We start from the raw sequence: 24,178 nt of genomic DNA, 5'->3' as shown, positions 1-24,178 counted from the left end.
TCTTTCGGCTAAAAAACACAAACCAGGACGGAACACGCCTCTTACAGAAAGTAATTTATTAAATAATCGTAGACGTGAAGTATAATATTTTATTCAGATACAAGATAAAAATATTTATTATAAATTCGATTATATTTTCTAAAAATCTCTCTATAAATTCCCCATTCCATTTATGAACAGCCGATATAGCCTCATGCGCTCTACACGTCCTAATCAATAGACCTCCCCTGCCCTATCGTCTGTCACAAACATGCAGATCACCAAAAAGGCAGTTTCATGAGCGGAAAATTCCACGGTAAAGTTGCGTTGGTAACAGGTGCCGGTGCCGGGATGGGACTAGCCACCGCCCAGGCGTTTGCCCGAGCCGGCGCCAGCGTTGTCCTTGCTGACATCAATGAAGAAAGCGTTGCGACGGCAGCCAAGGCATTAACCGAGGAAGGAGCCAAAGCTCTTGCCGTCAAATGTGATATTGCCTCGGAAGCAGATGTTGAAACCATGATGGCTCGGACGGTCGAAGCTTTTGGACGTCTGGACTGCGCCTTCAACAATGCCGGGGTTATCAGCCAGCACCACGATACCGCAGATCTGCCTGACGCAGAATGGGACCGCGTTATGTCGATCAACCTGCGTGGCACCTGGTACTGCATGAAGCATGAACTAAAGCAGATGCTTTCTCAGGGGAGCGGCGCAATCGTCAACGCTTCCTCCATTGGTGGCCTGAACGGTGTTGCGGGACTGCCTGCTTATATCGCGTCCAAGCACGGCATTATTGGCCTGACGAAATCTGCGGCTCTCGAATGCGCGACTAAGGGAGTACGCATCAATGCAGTATGTCCCGGTGTGATTGAGACACCCATGCTGGACTGGCTCACAGGGGGGGACGCGACCGTCAAGGCCGAACTCGTCAAAGCCCAGCCCATTGGTCGCCTGGGTAAACCTGAAGAAATCGCTGCGGCTGTGCTCTGGCTCTGTAGTTCAGAAGCCAGCCTGGTACTCGGCCATGCTCTCTCGGTCGATGGCGGATATTCTGCCCAGTAACCTACTCTGTTAACAGGAGATCCTCCATGTCTGAGCCCCCTTCAGCCGCACGCAAGGCATTTGGCGATATTGCTCCGGCCTTGGCCGAATATTCCGACAAGGTTCTCTTCGGGGACGTATGGGAGCGCCTCGAACTTTCCCCGCGCGACCGCAGCCTGGTAACGGTTTCCAGCCTGATTTCGCTCTACAGAACCAACGAGCTCGGCTTCCATATCCGCAAAGCTCTCGAAAACGGCGTAACCCGTGAAGAAATCATCGAGGTCATCACGCATCTGGCCTTTTATTCAGGCTGGCCAACGGCCTCCACCGCTTTGACGATCGCGCGCGGTGTATTCGACGAAACCAAATCCTGAGCACTCTTAAAAACTTCCTTCAAGACGATGCAGAGCAAGGAGATCCCCATGGACTACCGTTATCTCGGACAGAGCGCGCTTAAAGTTTCTCCTCTTTGCCTTGGGGCCATGATGTTCGGTGGTGACACCGATGCCCAGACGGCAAAGCGGATCATCGACAAAGCTGCGGCACAGGGCATCAATTTTCTGGATACTGCCGATGTCTATAATGCTGGAAAATCCGAAGAGGTGGTTGGAAGCAGCGTAAAAGGCAACCGGGATGCATGGGTCATTGCCACCAAATTTGGCTACGGCAGCGGTGCCAACCAGCAGGGACAATCCCGTAAATGGATCATGCAAACGCTTGAAGGCAGCCTCAAGCGCCTTGGCACGGATTATGTTGATATCCTCTATTTCCATCGTGCCCTTCCCGGCGTGACACTGGAGGAGGGGCTGCGGGCCATTGGGGACCTGATCCGTCAGGGTAAGATCCGTTATTATGGTGTCTCCAACTTCCATGGCTGGCGGATCGCCGAAGTTGTCAGACTGGCAGACCATCTCGGCATTCAGCGTCCTACGGTCAGTCAGCCACTCTACAATCTGGTGGACCGTTCTGCTGAAGTCGAGCAATTGCCAGCAGCCGGTCAGTACGGACTTGGGGTCGTCCCCTACAGCCCTCTGGCCCGCGGCGTCCTGACAGGAAAATACGCCTCTCTCGACAACCTGCCAAAAGACTCCCGGGCGGGCCGTGGCGATGCCCGTATTCAGCAGACTGAACTACGTGCTGAATCTCTAATTGTCGCTCAGAAAGTGGCCGAACGTGCCAAGGAAAAGGGTATTTCCTCAATCACCTTTGCCCTCGCCTGGGTCTTGAGAAACCGCCTCATCAGCGCAGCCATTGCAGGCCCTCGCACTGAAGCACACTGGGACAGTTACATGGATGCCCTGAACGTTACGCTGACAGCGGAAGATGAGGCATTCATCAATGATCTGGTCCATCCGGGGCATGCATCCACTCCCGGTTATACCGATCCGGGCTACCCGGTCGAAGGACGCGTTGTCGCCTGAATCTGAAAAATCCCGAAGAGAACGGAGAACACTGATGAAAACCTATGGTTTTGCAGCAACCTCATGTGAAGCCCCTCTCGCACCGTTCAGTTTCGAACGACGTGATTTGCGAGACAATGACATTGCCATAGACATCCTGTATTGCGGTGTCTGTCATTCAGACCTGCATCAGGCGCGAAATGACTGGAAATGGTCGCAGTATCCCATGGTCCCCGGTCACGAAATTGTCGGCCGTGTGACAGCGACAGGAAAAGCCGTCACACGTTATAAAGTGGGCGACGCTGTAGCCGTCGGCTGCATGGTCGACAGTTGCCAGACCTGCGATCAGTGCCGCAAAGGCGAGGAGCAACTCTGCCGTGAGGGCAATACGCAGACCTACAACGACAAGGATCGTATTACGGGCGAGCGCACCTACGGCGGCTATTCCAAACACCTCGTTGTGCGGGAAGAATTCGCCCTGAAAGTTCCGGAAACACTGGATCTCTCCCGTGCAGCTCCCCTCCTCTGCGCTGGCATCACCACCTACTCCCCTTTACGCACCTGGAACGCAGGACCGGGCAGTCGCGTAGCAGTTATCGGGCTTGGTGGCCTCGGACATATGGCTGTCAAACTCGCCTCTGGCATGGGAGCAGATGTCACGGTCCTCAGCCGCTCAAATGCCAAAGAGAAAGATGCCTTGGCTCTAGGTGCGGACCGGCTTCTGGTATCGACCGACGAAACAGCCATGGCCAAAGCGGCTTCCAGCTTCGATCTCATCATCGATACCGTCCCGGTCAAGCATGACCTCAACCCTTATATGCCTCTGCTGGATGTTGATGGCACACTGGTGCTCGTCGGTCAGGTTGGGCCACTGAATGAACCCAGCACCGTTCCCATGATCATGGGTCGTCGTCGTATTGCGGGTTCACCCATCGGAGGCATTGCCCAGACGCAGGAAATGCTTGATTTCTGTGGCCGCAAAAACATCCTGCCTGACTGTGAAATGATCCGCATGGACCAGATCAACGAGGCTTTCGACCGACTGGAGCGCTCAGACGTTCATTATCGGTTCGTGATCGACATGGCGACACTCACGCCAGACACGACAGCCGCGTAAGACAGATGCCCCATCCCCCTCTTAGAGCGGATGGGGCATCTGTCAAAAATCCATTACTGGCGATAGCGCAACGCATCGACCAGCAACCTGAAAGCAGCGGAGGACTGTCGGCGGCTGGGATAATAGAGATGATAGCCGGAGAATGGCGGACACCAGTCTTCCAGCACCCGGACCAGCCGCCCGTCAGCAAGATGACCCGTCACCTGATCTTCCAGGACACAGGCCAGGCCAAAACCCGCCACAGCCGCCCGCAGGATCATGGGGACATTGTTGAAGACCAGTTGGCCTTCAACCCTGACATGCAGTTCCCGCTTTCCCTTCTCTAACTCCCAAGCGTAAATGCCGCCTGATGTCTCCAGACGCAGGTTGATGCATTGGTAGTGCGCCAGATCCTGTGGTGTTTTGGGCTTTTCTTTCCCCGCAAAAAAGGATGGCGCCCCGACAACAGCCATCCGCATGTCGGGACCGATCCTTACAGCGACCATGTCCTTCGCAATCGACTCTCCGAGCCGTACACCAGCGTCAAAACGCTCGGCGACAATATCTGTCAGGCCTGACTGAAGAGCCAGTTCGACATGGACATCAGGATAATCGGGAAGCAGTTTTTCCAGAACTGGCCACAGCAGCCGGTTGGCGGCATGTTCGGAGGTGGTGATACGAATTGTGCCCGCGGGCCGATCTCGGAACTGACCAAGCTGTTCGATTTCACCTGCGATACTGTCAAGGGCAGGCGCAAGGGTCCGCAGGAGGCGTTCTCCCGCTTCTGTTGGGGACACACGCCGCGTCGTGCGGGTCAGAAGCCTGACGCCAAGCCGCGTTTCCAGCCGACGGATCGTATAACTCAGGGTGGATTGAGAGGTCCCCAGCCGCGCTGCAGCCCTGGTGAAGCTCTGCTCTTCCGCCACGATGAGAAAGGCGTTGAGATCGACCAGTTCTTCGCGCCGCATTCATGAACTCCCAATATAGCTTCAATCGAGCAGTAGCCAATTATTCGGCACAAAGATACATGCTTGTATTTCGAAGGGAGAAGCCCCCTCCCCTATCAGCAGTCAAGCCTCAGAAAAGGTACCCTTCCATGACTGGAAAATCCACGATCGGACAGCGCTACTACGGTGACATTGCCCCCGGCCTTGCGGATTATACGGACAGGGTCCTGTTCGATGATGTCTGGGAACGGCCAGGCCTCTCGCTGCGTGATAAAAGCCTCATCACCGTCTCAGCGCTTGTGTCGATGTACCGGCTGGACGCTTTGGAAGCCCATTTGAAGATCGCGCTGGACCATGGTGTGACCCGCGAGGAACTCAGCAGCACGATCACGCATCTGGCCTTCTATGCAGGCTGGCCATCTGCTTCGAGTTCCATAGCCCGGCTCCGCAAGGTACTTGAAAACCTGCCCTCGTGAAACTCTTGCGCTCGCCAAACAAGTATTGCGTCACATATGCCCGTCCGGATTACGGCTGGTGGTTCCGTTCCACCTCGTAGCGTGCCCAAATGATCCCGTCTTCAAGCGTTTCTGATGCTGTCAGGCGCAAAGACTGGCCGATAGCGGGCTCTTCATCTTTTTCGCCTTCATATTCGAAGACACATGTCCCACCCGACAATCCATCGATGCCGGGATAGATCATCAGGCTGATATCATCAATAAGGCCAGCCTTGAGAAAAGCTCCATTGATCCTTCCCCCTCCTTCTACCAGCAGGGTTTCTACGCCGAAGTCGCCCCTGAGGCTGTTCATTGCATGCCCCAGATCTTTTCCCTCTCCCCCAGCAAAGAGATAGGAAATGCCTGTCGCTTGAAGCTCGTAGAGATAGGTATCCGCCACCTGTTCGGAAAGGATCGTGATAATCGGGTCACCGTCAGCGTTGTCACTTTCGTAGCGCAGCTTTCCTTTTGGATCGACCACAACGGCCAGACGTCCGGTTCTGCGTTTTGCCGCTTCAGAGACATGGGCGCGACGGGGCAATTCCCTGCGCCCTGAGGCATCTGGTTCTCCTGCATGGACAAAATATTGTTGCATGGTCTGACGGCCGACAAGCCAGGCATCCGCTTTGAATGTCTTCTCGATGTCATAGTAGCGATTGACGAGATCATCGCGTGCTTTGCCATCAACAGGCTGTGTCCAACGATCGGTCAGGATCCGTCCGTCAATGGAACTGATCATATGACAAATAATATGCGGGCGCATGACTGTTATCCTTGGTTTCAGGTTGCAGAATGTTTGAGCGTTAACGCGGAGGCAAAGCTGGCCATACCGCACAGCGCCATAATGAGGCCCATGGGCCAGGGCGTTCCATCGGCGAACAGTCCCACAAGGGCTGAGCTGAAAACGCCGCTCCCGTATTGAGTAGCGCCTACAAGAGCCGAGACAGCGCCTGCCTGCCGTGGGAAATCGGACATTGCGCCTACAATTGCGTTGGCCACAATAAATCCAGCCATCGCGGCAAAGACCAGCAGGGACAGGACCAGCCCCCAAAGACCGCCGCAGCCAGTCCAAGCCAGACAGCCGGCGAGCAGGCTAGACAGTGCCGTAACGGCTGTCCCCCACAGCAAAGTCCGGTCACTGCCAAAACGCGCAACAACCCGACCATTCAGGAGATTGGTCGCCATGATACCCAGAATACCCGCGCCAAAGAGAAGCCCGTAAAGTCCGGAAGGAACGTGATAGTAAGTGATATAGGCGAAGGGGGTTCCGGCAATGTAAGCGAACATGCCAGCATAGAAAAACCCCCCGGCCCCCATATATCCAAGAAGCCGCCTATGACGGAGCAGATCACCATAACGGAATATGGCTCTCCCAAGCGGTTCAGAATTCCGTTGCGTTTCAGGAAGAGTTTCCGGCAGCGTGAACAGCGCAGCGAGCGTTAGCAGACCTATCATACCCAGGAACCCGAAGATGGCGCGCCAGCCTGCCAAAGCAAGGATCTGGGCTCCAACAATGGGGCCAAGCAATGGCGCAATCGCCATCACAGTCATCAGAACCGAAAGCATCCGGGCTGCCTGCGGCCCTTCATACAGATCACGGACCATGGCACGCGCGAGCACCACGCTCGCACAGGCCCCTGCTGCCTGGAGCATGCGCCAGATGATCAGGCTTTCTCCGCTTCCCGCCAAGGCACATCCAACTGAACCGATGACGAACAGAACCAGGCCAATCGCAACAGGCAACCTGCGCCCATATCGATCACTGAGGGGCCCCCAGAATAACTGTCCAATACTGAAGCCCATCAGATAACCCGAAACAGTCAGATCAATCGTTCCAACTGTCGTTCCCAGAGCACGGACCATTGTCGGCATGGCGGGCAAATAGAGGTCTGTCGAAATCGACGCAAATCCCATCAATACACTCAGGATTGCAAGAACATGCCAACCCTGATCTGCCTCCTTTGCCCGTAGCAAAGGATCATGATTGACGCTTTCTGCACTCTCGATAGCATCACCGGGAAAAACATCATCGTTGTTTTCCGTCATGATGACGTTATCATTTCAAGGAATGACAATAACAGATCCCTGTAGTTGAATTCCCAAACTGGACACATATTGCCTTCCTGCCTGACTATCAAAATACCTCCGGAAACACGCCGCGTAGTCTCGTTATTTTAAATGAGATTACGACCCACGATTAGGAGGGAAAACTGGCATACAATTATATCTGCATCTCATTAATTGAACGGATTTATTTAACAAAAATACGAGAAACCATCCCTGCACATGCTCTGAAACGAGCCTGAAAAATGCGTGATGCTAATGCTTCTAGTCTACGGCAGAAGAATTTATGAATTTGGAGCATAACGTTATTCGACGAACAGACAGTAACGGGTGACTTCAGAATAGTATAAAATAAGACTTCGTATGCTGAATACAATTCTATCGCATCTAAATACAGGAAATACCGAGAGGGATCATTCATGGATAAAGTGCTTGTTGTCATCGGCTCCGGTTCTATCGGCCAGGCGATTGCCAGACGTGTCGGGGTCGGAAAACATATCCTTCTGGCCGATCTGCGTATGGAAAATGCTCAAGCGGCTGCAGAGGTGATGTTCAATGCAGGCTTCACGGTCAGTACGACACAGGTCGATGTGTCCTCCCGGATTTCTGTCGAAGCGCTCGCTCAAAAAGCAAGCGAACTGGGTGACATTACAGGTGTTGTCCACGCGGCGGGTGTCTCACCCTCACAAGCCTCCCCGGCTACAATTCTAGCCGTTGATCTTTATGGGACCGCACTCGTACTCGAAACGTTTGGCAACGTCATCGCAGCGGGAGGTTCAGCCGTTGTCATTGCGTCCCAGTCCGGGCATCGGCTGGGAGCATTGACGGAGGAACAAAACGCGGCGCTTGCAATCACCCCTGTCGAGGATCTCCTGGCTCTTCCGATGCTCCAACCCAAAGAGATCAAGGATTCTCTGCACGCTTACCAGATTTCCAAACGGGGGAATGCACTCAGGGTCACAGCAGAAGCTGTACGCTGGGGAAAGCGCGGCGCGCGGCTTAATACGATCAGTCCTGGAATTATCATTACCCCGCTCGCACGAGACGAACTGTCAGGAGCGCGCGGCGACGGTTACCGTCGCATGATCGACCTCTGCCCGACTGGCCGCGCCGGCACTCCAGACGAGGTTGGGGCAGTTGCTGCACTCCTCATGGGTGAAGACGGTACCTTCATAACCGGTAGTGACTTCCTTATGGATGGCGGCGTTACCGCGGCCTATTGGTACGGCGACCTCAAGCCCCGTTGAAAATCGTGCCGCTCAGGAAGACATCGCCGGAATCCTTGAGGGATTATTGCAATTTTACTATGTTAGGGATCCGGCATATTCCAAAGATGAGGTTGCTGCGGACAACCAGTTCTGGCCAAATCTTCCATACCCTCACCTCTCATCAACGACGATATCGTAATTCCTTTACAAGCATTCTGAACGCCGAAGGCAGCTGATGCCGATCCGGATAGTAAAGGTGATATCCCGAAAAGAGCGGGCACCAGTCCTCCAGAACGCGGACCAGTTTCCCCTCTTTGATTAATACTGCCACCTGATCCTCCATGACATAGGCAAGACCGATGCCATCCACCGCCGCAGCCAGAACCATGGAGATATCATCAAGGATCAGAGGGCCCTCAACCCGAACATTGAGGTCCCGACCCGCCTTACTGAATTCCCACATGTAAAGCCCTCCCTTGGTAGGAAGGCGAATGTTGATACAGCGATGTTTCGTCAGGTCGTGAGGTGTCTGGGGAACCCCATGTTGAGCAAGATACGCTGGTGCCGCAACGGCTGCCATTCGCAGGTCCGGACCGATACGCACAGCAATCATGTCCCGAGCCACCTGCTCGCCGAGACGCACTCCCGCGTCAAACTGATCCGCAACGATATCTGTAAGGTGTGAATCCACAGACAGTTCGACCCTGACATCCGGGTAATTCTGGAGTAACCGCCTGATCGACGGCCACAGAATTGTCTCCGCAGCATGGCGGCTTGTCGTAATACGGACAGTTCCAGATGGTCGTTCCGTGAGGGCATTCAGCGCCATAAGGCGCGCATCAATATCATTAAAAGCTAGGCGCAGCGTCGCCCTCAATTGCTCACCTGCCTCCGTGGGCGCGACCTTGCGCGTGTTCCGGGTAAGAAGTTTCAGGCCAATCCGTGCTTCCAGACGACGCACGATCTGACTGATGGCCGACTGTGATGTGCCCAAGCGTGCCGCCGCCCGCGTAAAGCTGCACTCCTCTGCAACTGCGAGAAAAACGGCCAGATCACCCAGTTCTTCCCGCCGCATTCATAATCTCCTGATATAACCTTATGTCCAATTCAGCATATAATCACTAGGTCTCAAACACGCTAGAAATATAGAAATAGGAAATCCCGGGAGGCAGGTTGACTGTTCCCAAAGGGAAAGACCCAGCTTTCAAGCAGAGGTAAAATGACCAAAATCCTCATCCTCGGAGCTTATGGGCAAATTGCTCGTGTCGCCACGCGCCTTCTACTTGAAACGACGGATGCGGAACTGACACTTTATCTCCGCAACGCCCCACGACTGGCATCACTGCACGGAAATGACAGAGTTAAAATAATTGAAGGTGACGTCCTTGATGAGCCCGTGCTTGAGGCGGCCATGCAGGGCCAGGATGTGGTCTATGCCAACTTGTCCGGCGACATGGAGAAGCAGGCCAGGACAATTGTCCGCGCGATGGACAAAGCAGGAATTCGTCGACTGATTTTCATCAGTTCAATGGGAATTTACGACGAAGTGCCAGGGGAACATTACGGTAGCATTCTGGAGCCTTATCGGCGTTCCGCCGCCGTGATCGAAGCATCAGACCTTGATTACACCATCATCCGGCCAGCATGGCTGAGCGATACGGATGAGATTTCTTATGGAACGACCATTAAGGAAGAAGAATTCGCCAATCCCCATGCTTATGTCTCGCGCAAAAGCGTGGCGGATCTGATCGTCAAACTGATCATGACAAAAGAACAGCATGTGCGTGAAAGTCTCGGTGTTAATGCGAGATGATGGACGATCAAGCGTAATGGGTTGTGTACACCCAAGACCTTCTCTGGAATTTCCGTGTTTAACCGTCTGATACCGCATCTTTTATAGGGGTAAATATCAGAGCAATGGAGAATAAATCATCATGAAATATGTAAAGCTGGGAAATACTGGCGTTGACGTCTCGAAGATATGTCTCGGGATGATGAGCTTCGGCAAACCGGGAAAAGAACATGGCCTCTTCCCATGGGCAAAAGATTTCAACGAGGCGAAGCCCATTTTTCAGGCAGCGATCGAGGCAGGGATCAACTACTTTGATACGGCAAACATCTACCAGATGGGTACCAGCGAAGAAGTGACGGGTAAACTCATCCGCGAATTTGCCCTGGACCGGGACGATATCGTCGTGGCAACCAAGGTACGGATGGAGATGCGCCCCGGAAAGCCGAATGGAAGCGGCCTGTCTCGTAAGGAAATTCTTAGTGAAATCGACAAGAGCCTGAAGCGTCTTGGTCTGGACTATGTCGACCTATATACGATCCACCGGACCGATCCTTTGACGCCAATGGAAGAAACCATGGAAGCGCTGCATGATGTCGTGAAGAGTGGCAAGGTCCGTTATATTGGTGCGTCGAGCATGTTCGCATGGCAATTCGAACGCATGCAAAATATTGCCGAAAAACATAGCTGGACCAAATTCGTCGCCATGCAGAACCAGTATAACCTGCTTTATCGCGAAGAAGAGCGGGAAATGATTCCTCTCTGCGAGGACAGAAAGATTGCCATCACCCCCTGGAGCCCACTCGCGGGCGGCCGTCTGTCGCATCCATGGGGCACCGTAACAGGGCGGGTAAAGATCGACGAAGTGTCAAAATGGGTCTGGGACAGTACGAATGATCTCGACAAGGTTGTCGTCGACAATCTGGAGACAATGGCACAGGCCCGTGGCATTTCGATGGGACAAATGGCTCTGGCCTGGTTGCTGAGCAAGCCCTCTGTCACTGCTCCGATTGTCGGAACCACGACCGTGAAGCATGTGAAGGAAGCAGTTTCCGCGCTTGATATTGTGCTGTCCGTCGAGGAAATCGAAGCTCTTGAGACCCCTTATGTCACCCATCCCGTGCTGGGGATGATGTAACTGGGTCGTTGCGGACTAGAACCTGTGTTCAGGCGACTGAACACATACGTGAGAGCGGGACACAGTTGAGGAGGACATGAGCAATCGTGGCAGGACTTTGTGAACTGGTAGCGAGAACTGGCTCTCAAGTAATGCTCGAAGAATTCTGCTCATGTCTTTCGGGTTTCGGCGATGTGGGTTCTACGAACTATTAAGGACCGGTGACGTTGCCTCTTGTCGCTTGGTAGTGTTTCGTACAGACTTTGGGCATTAGCATCGATCTCTAGCGCTTTCTCATGAACAGCGTACAAGCCTTGATCTGTGCAGAAACTGGATGGCACTTCAGGAACAAGACGAAAGCAATTCAAGGACAGTCGATCCTATCCATCAAATGAATTCTGAAGGCGAAAGTTGTGTTGCCCCTACTGGCAAAAGCCGATCAGAAGGTGTTCGAGGCGCGACTGTGATGTATCTGTGCCAGACAGCTTTCGTCCAATTGCGTGAAAATATCATATCCTTGGGAATAAGCAGCTAGACTACTTGCCCTCTTCTCTTGGACGCCTTCACTAACGTAAGGCGTCCAAGAGAAGACCGAACGCTGGAGAGCGTTGACGACGGCTTGGGTAGTACAGGTAATAACCATCGAATGGATCGCACCATTCTTCCAGAATTCGTACCAACACTCCGGAAGCCAGATGATCTTTAACATGATCCTCCAACATGAAAGCGATGCCGTGGCCGGCAACCGCAGCCTCTACAATCAGGTTGATATCGTTGAATACAAGTTGACCCTTCGCCTTGAACTTAATCTCCTTGCCGTCACGCTCAAACTCCCATGCATATAATCCACCAGAGGTCGGGAGGCGCAGATTGATGCAGTTATGCCGCGCAAGGTCATAGGGTGTTGTCGGAATGGTTTTGCCGGTTAGGTATGAAGGCGAGGCCACAGCAGCCATCCGCAGGCGCGGGCTGATCGACATTGCAATCATGTCCTGCTCAAGTCTTTCCCCAAGCCTGATTCCAGCGTCATATCGTTCAGCTACAATATCGACGAGACCGCTTTCAACGTTGATTTCCACATTGATGTCAGGATTTTCAGCGGTGAGGCGATCAATAGCTGGCCAAAGCACCATGTGCGCTGCATGAGAACTCGCTGTGATCCGAACGTTGCCAGCCGGACGCTCTCGCAACTCGGTCAGTGCAGCAAGCTTCTGGTCAATATCCTCAAGGGCAGGCCGGAGTGTTTCTATAAGACGCTCACCAGCCAGTGTTGGTGCGACACTCCTGGTCGTGCGTGTAAGGAGCCGCAGGCCAAGTCTTGCTTCGAGCCGTCGTAAAGAGTGGCTGAGCGCAGATTGTGAAATGCCCAGCTTTCCTGCGGCCTTGGTGAAGCTGCCTTCATCAGCAACCGCCATGAACATGGTCAGACTTCCAAGTTCTTCACGTCGCATCCTGCTCAGGCCTTTCCGTAAGTTTCATGACTACAAGTCATAGGCCCAAGGAATTTATAGTGTCTAATAGTTTGAGATACCCAAGCGTAAAGTACCGTTATCCAGAGCCTTGGCAGCCGCCCAGGAATCAACATGTGGGATCAAGAATCATGCAGAAACGTCTATTAGGCCGGAGCGGTCTTGAAGTATCAGCACTTGGGTTCGGCTGCATGGGCCTGAGCTACGGTTATGGCCCTGCCACTGATCGCAAGGATGCTGTCGCCCTGATCCGCGCAGCTTATGATCGTGGGGTCACTTTTTTCGATACTGCCGAGGCCTATGGACCCGGCAGTAATGAAGAAGTCGTTGGTGAGGCGCTTGAACCGGTTCGGGATCAGGTCGTGATTGCCACCAAGTTTGGTTTTGTAAACGGCGTGCCAGCACAGGGGCTGGATAGTCGGCCGGAGCGTATTCGACAGGTTACGGATGAGGCCCTGAAGCGCCTGCGGACTGACAGGATTGATCTCTTTTACCAGCATCGCGTCGATCCAAACGTGCCGGTCGAAGAGGTTGCCGGAACGGTGAAAGATCTTATCGCAGCGGGGAAGGTCAAGCATTTTGGCATGTCTGAAGCCGGGACGGATTCAATCCGCCGTGCACATGCTGTACAGCCGGTTGCAGCTCTCCAGAGTGAATATTCAATGTTCTGGCGCGAACCTGAACTGGAAATCCTGCCGCTCCTTGAAGAACTGGGTATCGGCTTCGTGCCATTTGCGCCGCTTGGCAAAGGGTTTCTGACTGGAAAACTCAACTCAAAAGTCGTGTTCGCCAAAGATGATTTCCGAAGCTCTGTTCCCCGGTTTCAGGCTGATGCACTGGCCGCGAACCAAGCCCTTGTTGATCTTGTTAAAGCCATTGCATCTGAAAAATCCTGCACGCCTGCGCAGATCGCGTTGGCGTGGCTTCTGGCCCAGAAGCCGTGGATTGTTCCAATTCCCGGTACGACGAAACTTGATCGTCTCGAAGAAAATCTGGGAGGGGCTGATGTCAGTCTGACGGTTGATGATCTGACTCGCATTGAACAGGCGCTCAACGGGATCACCCTGCAAGGGGACCGTTATCCTGCCTCATATCAGAACCTGATCAATCGCTAAGCCACAGTCTCGGAGAGAATAATCATGACACTCACCTCGCCTGCAGTCATGCTGAACAATGGCGTTCAGATGCCGTCTCTTGGCTTTGGTGTGTTCCAGGTCCCTGATCCTGTCGAGTGTGAACGAAGTGTTCGGGACGCTATTGATGTCGGCTACCGGCTTCTGGACACAGCAACGTCCTATGGCAACGAGGAAGCAGTTGGACATGCGATCCGAAACCACGGGATTGACCGCAGCGATTTATTCGTCACTACCAAACTCTGGATTGAAGATGCGAGTTATGAGGGCGCCAAGGCTGCTTTTGAGCGCTCGTTAAACAAACTCCAGACAGACTATCTCGATCTCTGGTTGATCCATCAACCCTACGGGGACGTCTATGGCGCATGGCGCGCAATGGAAGAACTGTATCGTGCGGGCCGTATCCGGGCGATCGGCGTCAGCAACTTCTATCCTGACCGACTGGTGGATTTCGTGCTGCACAACGAAATCACACCAGCGATCAATCAGATTGAGCTCCATCCTTTTCATCAGCAGGACGATGCGCTGAAAATCCTGAAGCAATACGATGTTCAGGCGGAAGCCTGGGGACCGTTTGCAGAGGGACGAAACGGGCTGTTCTCGAATGATCTGCTTCAGTCAATTGCGCAGAAGCATGGCAAAACCATCGCTCAGGTTGTGCTGCGTTGGTTGAACCAGCGCGGGATTATCGCGATCCCCAAGTCAGTCCGTAAAGAGCGTATGGCCGAAAACTTCGCTATTTTCGACTTTACGTTGGACGATGCTGATGTTGATGCAATTGCTACGCTTGACCAGAAAGCCAGTAGTTTCTTCGATCACCGCGATCCGGAGAAAGTAAAATGGCTTGGCAAAAGAAAATTAGGGTGAGAAATATTTTCGAAAAAGTATCATTTTGAAGTCGAACTGATTCGATATTTTTTGGTCTATGCGACCTGACGGAAGGCCGGCAATTCCTGTCGGGTCCTAAATACTCCACTGCTTACTTTACAGAACGCGAAATAAGATTGAAATTCTGAACTTTCAGATCATCTTCATGAGGGCGGGCTGATGAGATTGCGCGCTCTCTTCCAGACCCTTATCAGATCAGTCGTATTCTCAGCCGCCGTGAAGCAGTCAGCAGTTCGGCGATGGAAGGAACCCATAGCACGCTGGATGAACTTCTTATCGCTGACGAAGATGACGATCAGGCAGGGCACGCGGTTCGACAGGTTCGGGATTACGCGCTGGCTCTGGAGCGGTTTGAGCCATCGGCTCTCATTAAGGGCCGTCAAATCTTTCGGGTCGATCTGATCCAGAACCTGCATCGTAGTGTACTCGGCCATGATGCGTCTTACCGAGATACTCCGGGAGACTTCCGGCAGGAGGTCGTATGGATCGACGGCAATGGGCACATTGCTTATTCCGTCTATAATCCTCCACCACCGGCTGCAGTCCCTCATTTTCTGGAAGAGACCCTGGACTACATGCGGGAAGACGGGATGCAGATGATGACCCAGTCCTTGATTACCCGAATGGCGTTAGCCCATACTCATTTCGAGGCTGCTCATCCGTTCCGAGACGGGAATGGTCGCGTGGGTCGGCTCCTGCTACCCTTGATGATGGCAGCTGAGAAACAAGTTCCGCTCTATCTCTCACCGTATATAGAGCTCCACAAACAGGCTTATTATGCAGTTCTCAAACAAGCACAGCAGAAACTAAACAGGCTTTCTCTGATCGGCTTTGTATCGAATGCCATTGTTCAAACGGTTCAGGAGTTACGCATCACCCGTGAAGCTCTCAGAACCCTGAATGCTGCATGGTTGATCCGTCGTTCATTCCGAAAGGGATCAGCAGCGCTACGAGCGCTTGATATCCTTAGGGATTATCCGGTTCTGACGGCTCCACGGCTGGGAACTTTGCTGTCGATTACGCCACCCGCTGCTCACACGGCGATTGGCCAGCTTTGCCAGGCTGGTATCCTAAGAGAACGAACTGGCTATGCACGCAATAGGATTTACGTTGCAGATGAAGTGCTTGACATTTTGAACTGACCCTTTGCGGAAGATCCTATCGTTCTAGGCGCAGGTACCCAAGTCTAATGCCCTTGCTTTGATCGTGGTCGGCGAGCGAACAGGGAAACTTAAAATTTTGTCTTTCGAGCCATAAAAACTATGTCGTATTATTTCTTATGCCAACTGGATCATTCTTCTCCGGCGAGGTTACTCTACACCCACGTCAGATAATACTCTAATATTGACAGAAGCATGACAATAAACGAAGTTCCGCGAACGGCTGATCCGCTCCAACTCTTCACGCTCGCTTTCACTGACGCAAAGGATCCGTTCCTGCGGCCGACCAATACCCGCCATATCCGTTCTCCCTGAAGAGAACGAAGCTTCCGTCCATTTCCGGATTATGTAAATCTATTTGCGGGACAGGACACTAGTCATTACACTCTCGAGAAAAAAAACTACACCACCCAAGTCAGTGACTAAATATACTGATACATGTTAAATCCTAAAATAAAGCTACATGACTCTTAAAACCGATTAGTGCTTGATTTTTAGTTGTTTCTACCCACCTGGATGGATGTAATACTGAAAATCAGGAGAAAATGTTACGCCGCGCATAACATAAATCTGATAGATCGCCTCCAAATTGTAAGTTGATGTCTGAGGAAAAAACACTCCATTCGGGATTGGAAGATTTTGCAGCGCAAAAAGTCTCTCTGAGCGCGTCAAATCATCGGAGATCTGTGAATAGGCAAAATCAACGCCGATTACGTCATGGGTCGTGATTTCCAGAAACCACGATCAAAGATACCGAAGGAATATTGTGCAGAGCGCGTCTGCGTCTGGGGCTTGTTGAAATAGGCAACACCCAGCAGGCTAATTCCCGCATCCGCTGCACCATCAGGATAGTGATAAACCATCTGGTCCAGCAGGGCCCATGCAGCCCATGCTCCATGAACCTCGCGGGCGGGTAGGCCGGTCAACGCGAAAGCATTACCGTTGCCATCATAATAGTTATCCCGATGGTCCGCTGTATCGTAGGCAAAACCGACTTTATAGTGCCCGGGTAATGTATGCCCCCTGCCCCATCGCGGGGCCCACGTGAACTCTACCGGCATGGCTTCACCGTCAATATTAGCCCCATTGAACTTGAAGCCGGTACGCATCTGGGTATTGGTATAGATACTGCCAGTTTCTGTAAAATACACACCAAACTGAAAAATGGTTGTAGCTGACGGGCGAATGCGGAAACGCAGAGCCCAGTTGGCATCAGGGTAGGAAGCGTGGGCCGTGTTGTCTCCCGCAGCCTTTGGATTGCCGCAGAAGGAATTGTTCATGAAGTTGCAGTAAAACGGATTGGCAGAGAAATCACTCAGGAATGACATACGACCCGCTGCTATATCCAGGCGATCCTTGAACAGCGTTTCGTCAGCATAGGCATAGACAAGGTGAACAAAGACATTCCCGCCTGAGCCATAAATCTCCTGGCTGGGTGTAAGAAGCATATCCCCAAACATGGGGCTCACGGGAATACCGTAGCGACCGACGACCACAGCGTGCGTCGACAAGCCAGTGAACCCAGCCAGCCGACCCCAGTCGATAACGTTCTCCATCGAATATTGACCTGTATTGCTTGCTCCCTTGCTCAGACCAAGTCCCGAGGTGGGACTGTTAATCATACCAGACATCTCGTTGACATTATCCAGAACAAGGCTGATTCCATGCTCTCTGAGCCGAGAAATCAGACCAACCGGATCAACGAAAATCGTTTCAGGCTGCGGCAAAACATCTGTTTGCTTTGGAGCCTGTTCCAACGGCGCCTGGGACATGAGGGAGGGTTGAAGCCCCGTCGCAGTGTCCCCTCCTGTGCCAGACGACGTAACCGACTGAGCTCGTGCAGTACTCAAATAGAAATCAGCGCAGGCCACAATTCCAGAGATGAGGAACAATATCTTAAATCTATGGGAGTGAATAAAGGATGGAATCGTACATCTCCATAGATTAAGATTCTCAAGTCAGATACCTGCTGAAGAGCAAATAGACCCTGAGTACTCAGCAGGTACCTGATAATCATTATGAATAAGCTACGGTTAATTTTTTTCTTTAGCAGTGCGGAGATCACTTAAGGTCAGTAGCCAGATCAGGAAGCCTCCGAGTGCAAGGGCACTTCCCACCCACCCCACAGACGTCAGTCCAAAGCCATATGCAATTGCCAGGCCGCCTAACCAGGGACCAACGGCATTGGAAAGATTGAAGGCACTCTGATTCAGTGCGGCTGCCATGGCTTCAGCGCCGACTGCAACTTCAAGCAACCGCGATTGGATGACGGTGCCCAAGCCGCCGCCACACCCAATCATGAACACAACAGGCATCAGTTCCCAGATATTGTGGGCCGAGCCCGCAAATCCTGCGAGAGCAGCCGCATTGACCATCAAAATTCCACCCATTGTAAGCATCATTTTGCGGTCTGCGGCCCAGGCACACGCGACAGTCCCTGTCGTCATTCCCGCACCAAAAACTGTCAACATGACAGCAATCATCATGGAAGATGCATGCAGGTTTTCCTGCAAAATGGCAGTGAGATACGTATAAACACAGAAAATCCCGCCAAAACCGACTGCACTGATCCCAAGGGTCAGCCAGACCTGACGGTTTTTGAGGCCTCGCAACTGACCCATGGCACTTGCATGTGGACGGGAAGGGTCGTTTGGCACAACGAGAGCAACAAGCAACGTGGTGATCAGTGCCAGAGCCGCGATCATACCGAAGGACCACCGCCATCCTATCGAATGTCCTAGGATACTAGCGAGTGGAACCCCAGCAACCGTGGCGAAGGTCAGACCAAGCACCACACGTGACACAGCTTGTGTGCGTCGGTTCGGAGGAACAAGGGATGATGCAATGATACCGGCAATTCCAAAATATGCTCCATGGGGCAGACCGCTGATAAAACGACAGATCAAGAGGAAGCTATAGGAGGGAACAAAAGCCGTTACGCCATTGCCCAGCATGTAAAGAATTGTGAGAGCAAGAAGCGTCTTTTTGTGACTCAGCCACGCGCTCAGGATGGCAATGAGGGGAGCACCAACACCTACGCCAATTGCATATGCAACGATTGCGTGCCCGGCCTGGGGCACTGTTACTTGAAGGTCCTTCGCTATGAGGGGAACAAGGCTCATTGCCGTGAATTCAGCGGTTCCGATCGCAAAAGCCCCGAGTGCAAGTGCAAAAAAAATGAGGGACGTCCGAGAAGATGTTGTCGTCATCGGTGCTGAATTCTGGGGAAAAACTGCAGTGGTCATGCGATCTCTGGAGCGAGGGAGGTTTTCTAAAGAAGAATAGCGCGATAACTCGGTAGATGGCTCGAAGCAACGCGACACACCAGATGGTTCGGGGCAGTCAATTCAGTTTCGTTACGTTTTAATATCGTTATTTTAACAAGGTTCACCAAAGTGCAAGCTTCAACATGCATAAATCTGCAGGAAATCCGCTAGATGAGTCTGAAATTCTGTGCGCAAGAAAGTATTATAAAAATAAAATGGTCGCGCTATATCGACGAAGAGAAAACACGTAATAAACATCTGTTGGGCACGTCCATAAGGAACTCCCATTACACAAGGTACGAATCTTGGAAGGTTGGAAACGCAGATTTTGCACAGATCATCACGACTTTGATCTAAAAACCCAGATCCTGTGTAGCTTTTAGATGATCCTTCGTTGAGTACAGTTTGATGCCCCGTAGAAAGCTCTCAAGAACGTCGCAGTCCGAACCTGTCTATGAGGTCATTACGGCTGCTCCAGCCCAGAGTTTTGCTTTGACGCGGCATGATTATCCCGCCGACTGTGCCAAATGGAATTATCATCCGGAATACGAACTGCACCTTATTACGGCGAGTAGTGGGCGATATGTCATCGGCGACTGCCTCGGCACGTTTCATGCCCGAAGCCTGTTCTTGATTGGCCCCGACTTACCACACAACTGGTTCAGCAACGTCGACCAGGCCGAGACAGTAAGTGGACGTGATTTGATCGTCCAGGTCCAGCCATTATGGCTTCAGAGCTTGGTTCAGTTGTGTCCTGAATTTGAAGAGATCACGCGCCTCCTCGATGACGCAGCGAACGGGATTGAATTCCACGGGCCATCGCTGGATATTCTGTGTCACCAGATGGAAGAACTGGAAATTGCGGATCCGGCAGAAAGGGTGGCCAAATTCATTTCATTACTTATCAATTTGGCCAGGGCGTCGAGGCATGTTCTGTGCCGATCTTGGAATTCCCAGTCCTCAAAAACATCAGGCTCTCGTGCGATCAACCAAGTCGTGCAGTTCCTCCTCTCTACTGATTTGAGAACTGTCAAACAGGCGGAGATCGCCCGTCATATTAAGATGACTCCTTCCGCCTTTTCACGCCTGTTTCAGCAGGCCACAGGCGATACGTTTACTAATTTTGTGCGCCGCTTGCGAATCAGCCGCGCCTGTAACCTTCTGATGACCACAGAAGATCCTATTTCGAGCGTGAGCGTTGATGCTGGTTTTAGCAATCTGTCAAACTTCAATCGGGCTTTTCTCGATGAAAAGGGAATTACCCCGAGAAAATATCGTTTAAAATCGAAGAATCTATTAGGTAAAAACCATATATGAATTGGATATAAGTTCATATATATTATAAAATTTCTAAGGAAATATAATATATTCTGGCATGAAAAATGTAGTGTGAAATTGTTGAAAATTTTTAGATCACCCCTCGGATTATCTATTTCTAAATTGTACTATAAAACTTGGACAGATCCTAAACACATACCCCTGCAAGAACAAGTCGCAAGGGGCGCAGACCTCCCACCCAATAAGACAGTTCATGCGGGCCCGTTACATCCCACAGCGCCATATCCGCCCGCATCCCTTGCCGCAGCATACCCACCTGCTGCCCCAGCCCCAGAGCCCGCGCGCCCACGGACGTCACCGCCCGGAAGCTCTCTTCGGGCGTCAGACGAAACAGCGTGCACCCCATGTTCATGACGGCCGTCAGCCCCAGAACAGGGGACGTCCCCGGATTGCAGTCTGTCGCAAGTCCGATACCCACGCCATGCTCACGCAGCAATGCGACAGGCGGGAGCTGCTTTTCGCGGATGAAATAGAATGCGCCCGGAAGCAGCATCGCAACCGTCCCATGACGCGCCATGCTCATGACGGCCTGCTCATCCGCATATTCCAGATGATCCGCAGACAGGCCGTGATACCGCGCGGCCAGAACCGTCCCCCCGCCCAGCGAAAGCTGCTCAGCATGAATGCGGACGGGCAGTCCGAGCTTCTGGGCCGCCTCGAACAGGATTTCCGTCTGGGCGGGTGAAAAGGCGATCGTCTCGCAGAACGCATCCACGCTATCAACCAGCTTTTCTTCATGAAGGACCGGCAGAACCTCTTCGACCAGGAACGTCACATACGCGTCCGCACGGCCCTGATATTCGGGCGGCACCGCATGCGCGCCCAGAAACGTCTTGTGAACATGGACCGGCAACTGCTCGCCGATCGCCCGCGCCACCCGCAACTGTTTGAGTTCGTCCGCAAGGGTCAGACCATAACCTGACTTCACTTCCAGAGTCGTGGTCCCTTCCCGGATCATCGTGCGCACCCGCTTAAGGGAGGCCTCCAAAAGCTCCTGCTCCGACGCCGCGCGCGTCGCCGCGACCGTTGAGAGAATGCCGCCGCCCTTGCGTGCAATCTCCTCATAGGACGCCCCATTCAGCCTTTCCGCGAACTCACGACTGCGATCGCCCGCAAACACGACATGCGTATGCGCGTCGATCAGCCCCGGCGTCAGCCAGCCGCCACGCCCGTCCTCGATCCGGATGGCCAGATTTTCCGGCACATCCGGCAGATCCGCCTGCGCGCCAATCCAGCAGATCGCCCCGTCGCGCACGCCCACGGCACCATTGCGGATACATCCATACCCATCCCCGGCCGTGACGAGAGCCTCATCACCCGTCGCAAGATGGACATTGAGCCAAAGGACGTCCCACATGGTTCTTCTCCGAATTGTTCCGGTTACGGTGATATATGTATATACATATCAGTCAATCCCATTATGATCCTGCCCGGAAAACGGAACCCGCTTGCCCAAAGCGCCTTCCCCTCGTGCAACCTGGAATTTCGTGATGACCGAAGTGTTTGCAAAACAGGCCCTCCTGCCACAGGGGTGGCGCCGCAACGTCCAGATCACCATCGCCGCTGACGGGACGTTCGCCTCCCTCACCCCCGACAGCACACCCGGCCCGGATATGCAGCTTCTGGACATGGTGGTGCCCCCGCAGATCAGCCTGCATTCCCACGCCTTCCAGCGCGCCATGGCAGGACTGGCGGAACGTCGGCAGAACCCGGACGACACCTTCTGGACGTGGCGCACGCGCATGTACCAGCTCGCGCATCGCATCTCCCCGGAGCAGATGCAGGACGTGGCCGCCTTCCTGTATATGCAGATGCTCAAGGCCGGCTACGCGCAGGTCGCCGAATTCCATTACCTGCACAACGCCGTCGACGGACGCCCCTATGCGTCCCCGGCCGAAATGTCCTCACGCCTCGCCGCAGCCGCCACCGATGCAGGCATCGGCATCACGCTCCTCCCCACCCTCTACGCCCGTGGCGGGTTTGACGGCAGCCCGCTGAACGACGCCCAGAAACGCTTCGCCAGCACCCCGGACACGATCGCCCGCATCCTGTCCGACCTCCAGTCCGACTGGCACGGTTCGCCACTGGTGACAGCCGGGATAGGCCTGCACTCCCTCCGCGCCTTGGATATCCACACCCTCGGCGACCTGCTCCACGCAGCAGGCCCCGCCGCCCCGATCCATATTCACATTGCCGAACAGCAGCGCGAGGTGGAGACCTGCCTCTCCGTCACGGGACGGCGCCCCGTAGAGCATCTGATGGGCCATCTGCCCGTCGATGCCCGCTGGTGCCTCGTCCACGCCACCCATCTCTCGGCCGGGGAAGTCACCGCCATCGCCCGCTCCGAGGCGGTGGCCGGTCTCTGCCCGATCACGGAAGCCAATCTGGGAGACGGCATTTTCCCGTTCGAAGCCTATGTCGCGCAGTCAGGGCGCTTCGGCATCGGCAGCGACAGCAACGTCCTGCTCAGCCCGTGGGAAGAGCTCCGTCTTCTGGAATATGGCCTGCGCCTGCAAAGCCAGAAACGCTGCGTGGCCCTGCCCCCGGACCACAAGGGATCAATCGGCGCGTGGCTGTATCGCCAGAGCCTTGCCGGGGGGGCGCAGGCCAGCGGCCTGCCCCTCAGCGGCCTGCAACCCGGCGCCCGCGCCGATCTGTGCGTCCTCGACGAACAGGCCCTGTCCCTGCCGGACCTTCAGAACGACGACATTCTCGACTCCGCCATTTTCGCAACCTCAAGCCCCCCCGTGCGACACGTCATGTGCGCCGGACAATGGCGCATCACCGATGGCCACCACCCCGACGAAGCCCGCCTGACCAGGGCTTTTCACGCAACCCTGCGCACCCTGATGGCTGCCTGAGATTCCCGGATCACAACCATGACGACCGTTTTCTCCTTTACCCCCGGCACCCTCCCGATCCTGATCACAATCCCCCATGCGGGCGACCGTCTGGCGCCGGGCATGGAAGAGCGCATGACCCCGCGCGGCAGAAGACTGCCCGATACCGACTGGTACATGGAGCATCTCTATGCCTTCGCGCTGTCAAAAGGGATCGGCATCCTGCGCGCGAACTTCTCCCGCTATGTCGTGGACCTGMACCGCGGCCGGGATGACGCCGCCCTCTATGCCGGACGGCCCAGCACCGGTCTGGTGCCGCTGCTGGGCTTTGACGGACAGCCCATCTATCAGGATGGTCAGGAGCCGGATGCCGACGAAATCGCCGCACGGACAGACCAGTACTGGCAGCCCTATCACGACGCCGTACAGGCCGAACTGACCCGCCTCAGGGAACAGTTCGGATGGGCGATCCTGTGGGATGCCCATTCCATCTGCTCGGAAATCCCCAGACTGTTCGAAGGCCACCTGCCAAACCTGAACTTCGGCACCAACAGCGGGGCCTCCTGCGCGCCCTCATTGGCCGAAGCGCTCCTCGCCTGCGCAGAAACGCTCACTGCCTACACCCATGTCCGCGACGGCCGCTTCAAAGGGGGCTACACAACGCGCCATTACGGTCAGCCGGCAACCAACATCCACGCCATCCAGCTCGAAATCGCCCAGTCCACCTATCTCGCCTCAGAGCAGGCCCCCTGGCCCATCGACCTGCAGGCCGCAGCCACCCTCTCGGCCGCCATCGAACCCCTGCTGGCAACAGCCACAGACTGGCGCCCAGAAGGCTCCTGAACGTCAACCGGGGGCGACACAATACAGAAGGCCGCCCCCATCCGATGCCAACCTCCCGCCGCTCCCTTCCGGCAGCAGCAGATACTCCCCGGCCACGCAGGTCTGGGGT

At 54.0% G+C, this 24,178-nt stretch carries 21 protein-coding genes and 2 pseudogenes; 15 read left to right on the top strand and 8 right to left on the bottom strand.

The window, feature by feature from the left end; translation table 11 throughout:
• The first annotated feature begins 276 nt into the window (after positions 1-276).
• From KP708_RS14645 to KP708_RS14630, 4 genes are read left to right on the top strand one after another with little or no spacing between them, the layout of a single operon-like run.
• Positions 277-1,038 (top strand): glucose 1-dehydrogenase, encoded by a 762-nt coding sequence (locus tag KP708_RS14645; RefSeq protein ID WP_215751323.1) that lies wholly within the window; start codon positions 277-279, stop codon positions 1,036-1,038.
• Positions 1,039-1,064: 26 nt separating this feature from the next.
• Positions 1,065-1,391 (top strand): carboxymuconolactone decarboxylase family protein, encoded by a 327-nt coding sequence (locus tag KP708_RS14640; RefSeq protein WP_215751322.1) that lies wholly within the window; start codon positions 1,065-1,067, stop codon positions 1,389-1,391.
• A gap of 48 nt (positions 1,392-1,439) precedes the next feature.
• Complete coding sequence (locus KP708_RS14635; protein ID WP_215751321.1) at positions 1,440-2,438, top strand: aldo/keto reductase; 999 nt, start codon at positions 1,440-1,442, stop codon at positions 2,436-2,438.
• Positions 2,439-2,472: 34 nt separating this feature from the next.
• The gene (locus KP708_RS14630; protein ID WP_215751320.1) at positions 2,473-3,534 is read left to right on the top strand and encodes an NAD(P)-dependent alcohol dehydrogenase; all 1,062 of its coding nucleotides are present in this window, start codon (positions 2,473-2,475) and stop codon (positions 3,532-3,534) included.
• Between the two features lie 53 nt (positions 3,535-3,587).
• Here the strand turns inward: KP708_RS14630 and KP708_RS14625 are convergent, their stop codons facing one another.
• Positions 3,588-4,481 (bottom strand): LysR family transcriptional regulator, encoded by an 894-nt coding sequence (locus KP708_RS14625; protein WP_215751319.1) that lies wholly within the window; start codon positions 4,479-4,481, stop codon positions 3,588-3,590.
• A gap of 128 nt (positions 4,482-4,609) precedes the next feature.
• Between KP708_RS14625 and KP708_RS14620 the strand changes: the two genes are divergently transcribed.
• Positions 4,610-4,936: a carboxymuconolactone decarboxylase family protein gene (locus KP708_RS14620; RefSeq protein ID WP_215751318.1), complete on the top strand. Its 327-nt coding sequence runs from the start codon at positions 4,610-4,612 to the stop codon at positions 4,934-4,936.
• A gap of 49 nt (positions 4,937-4,985) precedes the next feature.
• On the opposite strand, the gene KP708_RS14615 is transcribed toward KP708_RS14620, so the two are convergent.
• Both KP708_RS14615 and KP708_RS14610 read right to left on the bottom strand, forming a co-directional pair.
• Positions 4,986-5,717 carry a dihydrofolate reductase family protein gene (locus tag KP708_RS14615; RefSeq protein ID WP_215751317.1) on the bottom strand — a complete coding sequence of 244 codons (732 nt, stop codon included), beginning with the start codon at positions 5,715-5,717 and terminating at the stop codon, positions 4,986-4,988.
• A gap of 17 nt (positions 5,718-5,734) precedes the next feature.
• Positions 5,735-7,000, bottom strand: coding sequence for a multidrug effflux MFS transporter (locus tag KP708_RS14610; RefSeq protein ID WP_215751316.1), 1,266 nt, complete (start codon positions 6,998-7,000; stop codon positions 5,735-5,737).
• 437 nt (positions 7,001-7,437) lie between these two features.
• Between KP708_RS14610 and KP708_RS14605 the strand changes: the two genes are divergently transcribed.
• The gene (locus KP708_RS14605) at positions 7,438-8,265 is read left to right on the top strand and encodes an SDR family oxidoreductase (RefSeq protein WP_215751315.1); all 828 of its coding nucleotides are present in this window, start codon (positions 7,438-7,440) and stop codon (positions 8,263-8,265) included.
• A 142-nt stretch (positions 8,266-8,407) separates the two neighbouring features.
• Here KP708_RS14605 and KP708_RS14600 read toward each other — a convergent pair whose 3' ends face one another.
• On the bottom strand, positions 8,408-9,301 hold the full coding sequence (locus tag KP708_RS14600) for a LysR family transcriptional regulator (protein ID WP_215751314.1): 894 nt from the start codon (positions 9,299-9,301) through the stop codon (positions 8,408-8,410).
• 144 nt (positions 9,302-9,445) lie between these two features.
• Here KP708_RS14600 and KP708_RS14595 point away from each other — a divergent pair, with 144 nt between their 5' ends.
• Together KP708_RS14595 and KP708_RS14590 are read left to right on the top strand one after the other, a co-directional pair.
• The gene (locus KP708_RS14595) at positions 9,446-10,039 is read left to right on the top strand and encodes an NAD(P)H-binding protein (protein WP_215751313.1); all 594 of its coding nucleotides are present in this window, start codon (positions 9,446-9,448) and stop codon (positions 10,037-10,039) included.
• 121 nt (positions 10,040-10,160) lie between these two features.
• Complete coding sequence (locus KP708_RS14590) at positions 10,161-11,153, top strand: aldo/keto reductase (RefSeq protein WP_215751312.1); 993 nt, start codon at positions 10,161-10,163, stop codon at positions 11,151-11,153.
• A gap of 545 nt (positions 11,154-11,698) precedes the next feature.
• On the opposite strand, the gene KP708_RS14585 is transcribed toward KP708_RS14590, so the two are convergent.
• On the bottom strand, positions 11,699-12,583 hold the full coding sequence (locus KP708_RS14585) for a LysR family transcriptional regulator (protein ID WP_215751311.1): 885 nt from the start codon (positions 12,581-12,583) through the stop codon (positions 11,699-11,701).
• 149 nt (positions 12,584-12,732) lie between these two features.
• Between KP708_RS14585 and KP708_RS14580 the strand changes: the two genes are divergently transcribed.
• From KP708_RS14580 to KP708_RS14570, 4 genes and pseudogenes are all read left to right on the top strand, one after another.
• On the top strand, positions 12,733-13,716 hold the full coding sequence (locus KP708_RS14580; protein WP_215751310.1) for an aldo/keto reductase: 984 nt from the start codon (positions 12,733-12,735) through the stop codon (positions 13,714-13,716).
• Between the two features lie 24 nt (positions 13,717-13,740).
• A complete protein-coding gene (locus KP708_RS14575) occupies positions 13,741-14,601 on the top strand; it encodes an aldo/keto reductase (RefSeq protein ID WP_215751309.1) in 861 nt (286 codons plus the stop codon).
• Between the two features lie 182 nt (positions 14,602-14,783).
• Positions 14,784-14,957: pseudogene (locus KP708_RS15970) on the top strand (Fic/DOC family N-terminal domain-containing protein); the annotation flags it as partial.
• Positions 14,958-15,764, top strand: a complete 807-nt coding sequence (locus KP708_RS14570) for a Fic family protein (RefSeq protein WP_256445274.1) — start codon at positions 14,958-14,960, stop codon at positions 15,762-15,764.
• Positions 15,765-16,286: 522 nt separating this feature from the next.
• Here the strand turns inward: KP708_RS14570 and KP708_RS14565 are convergent.
• Positions 16,287-17,338 (bottom strand): annotated as a pseudogene (locus KP708_RS14565) (carbohydrate porin).
• 477 nt (positions 17,339-17,815) lie between these two features.
• A complete protein-coding gene (locus KP708_RS14560) occupies positions 17,816-19,027 on the bottom strand; it encodes an MFS transporter (protein ID WP_215751308.1) in 1,212 nt (403 codons plus the stop codon).
• Positions 19,028-19,456: 429 nt separating this feature from the next.
• Here KP708_RS14560 and KP708_RS14555 point away from each other — a divergent pair, with 429 nt between their 5' ends.
• The gene (locus KP708_RS14555; RefSeq protein ID WP_215751307.1) at positions 19,457-20,365 is read left to right on the top strand and encodes an AraC family transcriptional regulator; all 909 of its coding nucleotides are present in this window, start codon (positions 19,457-19,459) and stop codon (positions 20,363-20,365) included.
• 148 nt (positions 20,366-20,513) lie between these two features.
• Here KP708_RS14555 and hutI read toward each other — a convergent pair whose 3' ends face one another.
• Positions 20,514-21,743 carry an imidazolonepropionase gene (gene hutI, locus KP708_RS14550; protein WP_215751306.1) on the bottom strand — a complete coding sequence of 410 codons (1,230 nt, stop codon included), beginning with the start codon at positions 21,741-21,743 and terminating at the stop codon, positions 20,514-20,516.
• 133 nt (positions 21,744-21,876) lie between these two features.
• On the opposite strand from hutI, the gene KP708_RS14545 reads away from it, so the two are divergent.
• A complete protein-coding gene (locus tag KP708_RS14545) occupies positions 21,877-23,247 on the top strand; it encodes a formimidoylglutamate deiminase (protein ID WP_215751305.1) in 1,371 nt (456 codons plus the stop codon).
• 18 nt (positions 23,248-23,265) lie between these two features.
• Positions 23,266-24,069 carry an N-formylglutamate deformylase gene (gene hutG, locus KP708_RS14540; protein WP_215757208.1) on the top strand — a complete coding sequence of 268 codons (804 nt, stop codon included), beginning with the start codon at positions 23,266-23,268 and terminating at the stop codon, positions 24,067-24,069.
• The last annotated feature ends 109 nt before the right edge of the window (positions 24,070-24,178 follow it).

Source organism: Gluconobacter sp. P5H9_a (assembly GCF_018812085.1).
In the GTDB taxonomy this organism is placed as follows: Bacteria; Pseudomonadota; Alphaproteobacteria; order Acetobacterales; family Acetobacteraceae; genus Gluconobacter.
This window is presented reverse-complemented; position numbering and strand designations above follow the sequence as displayed.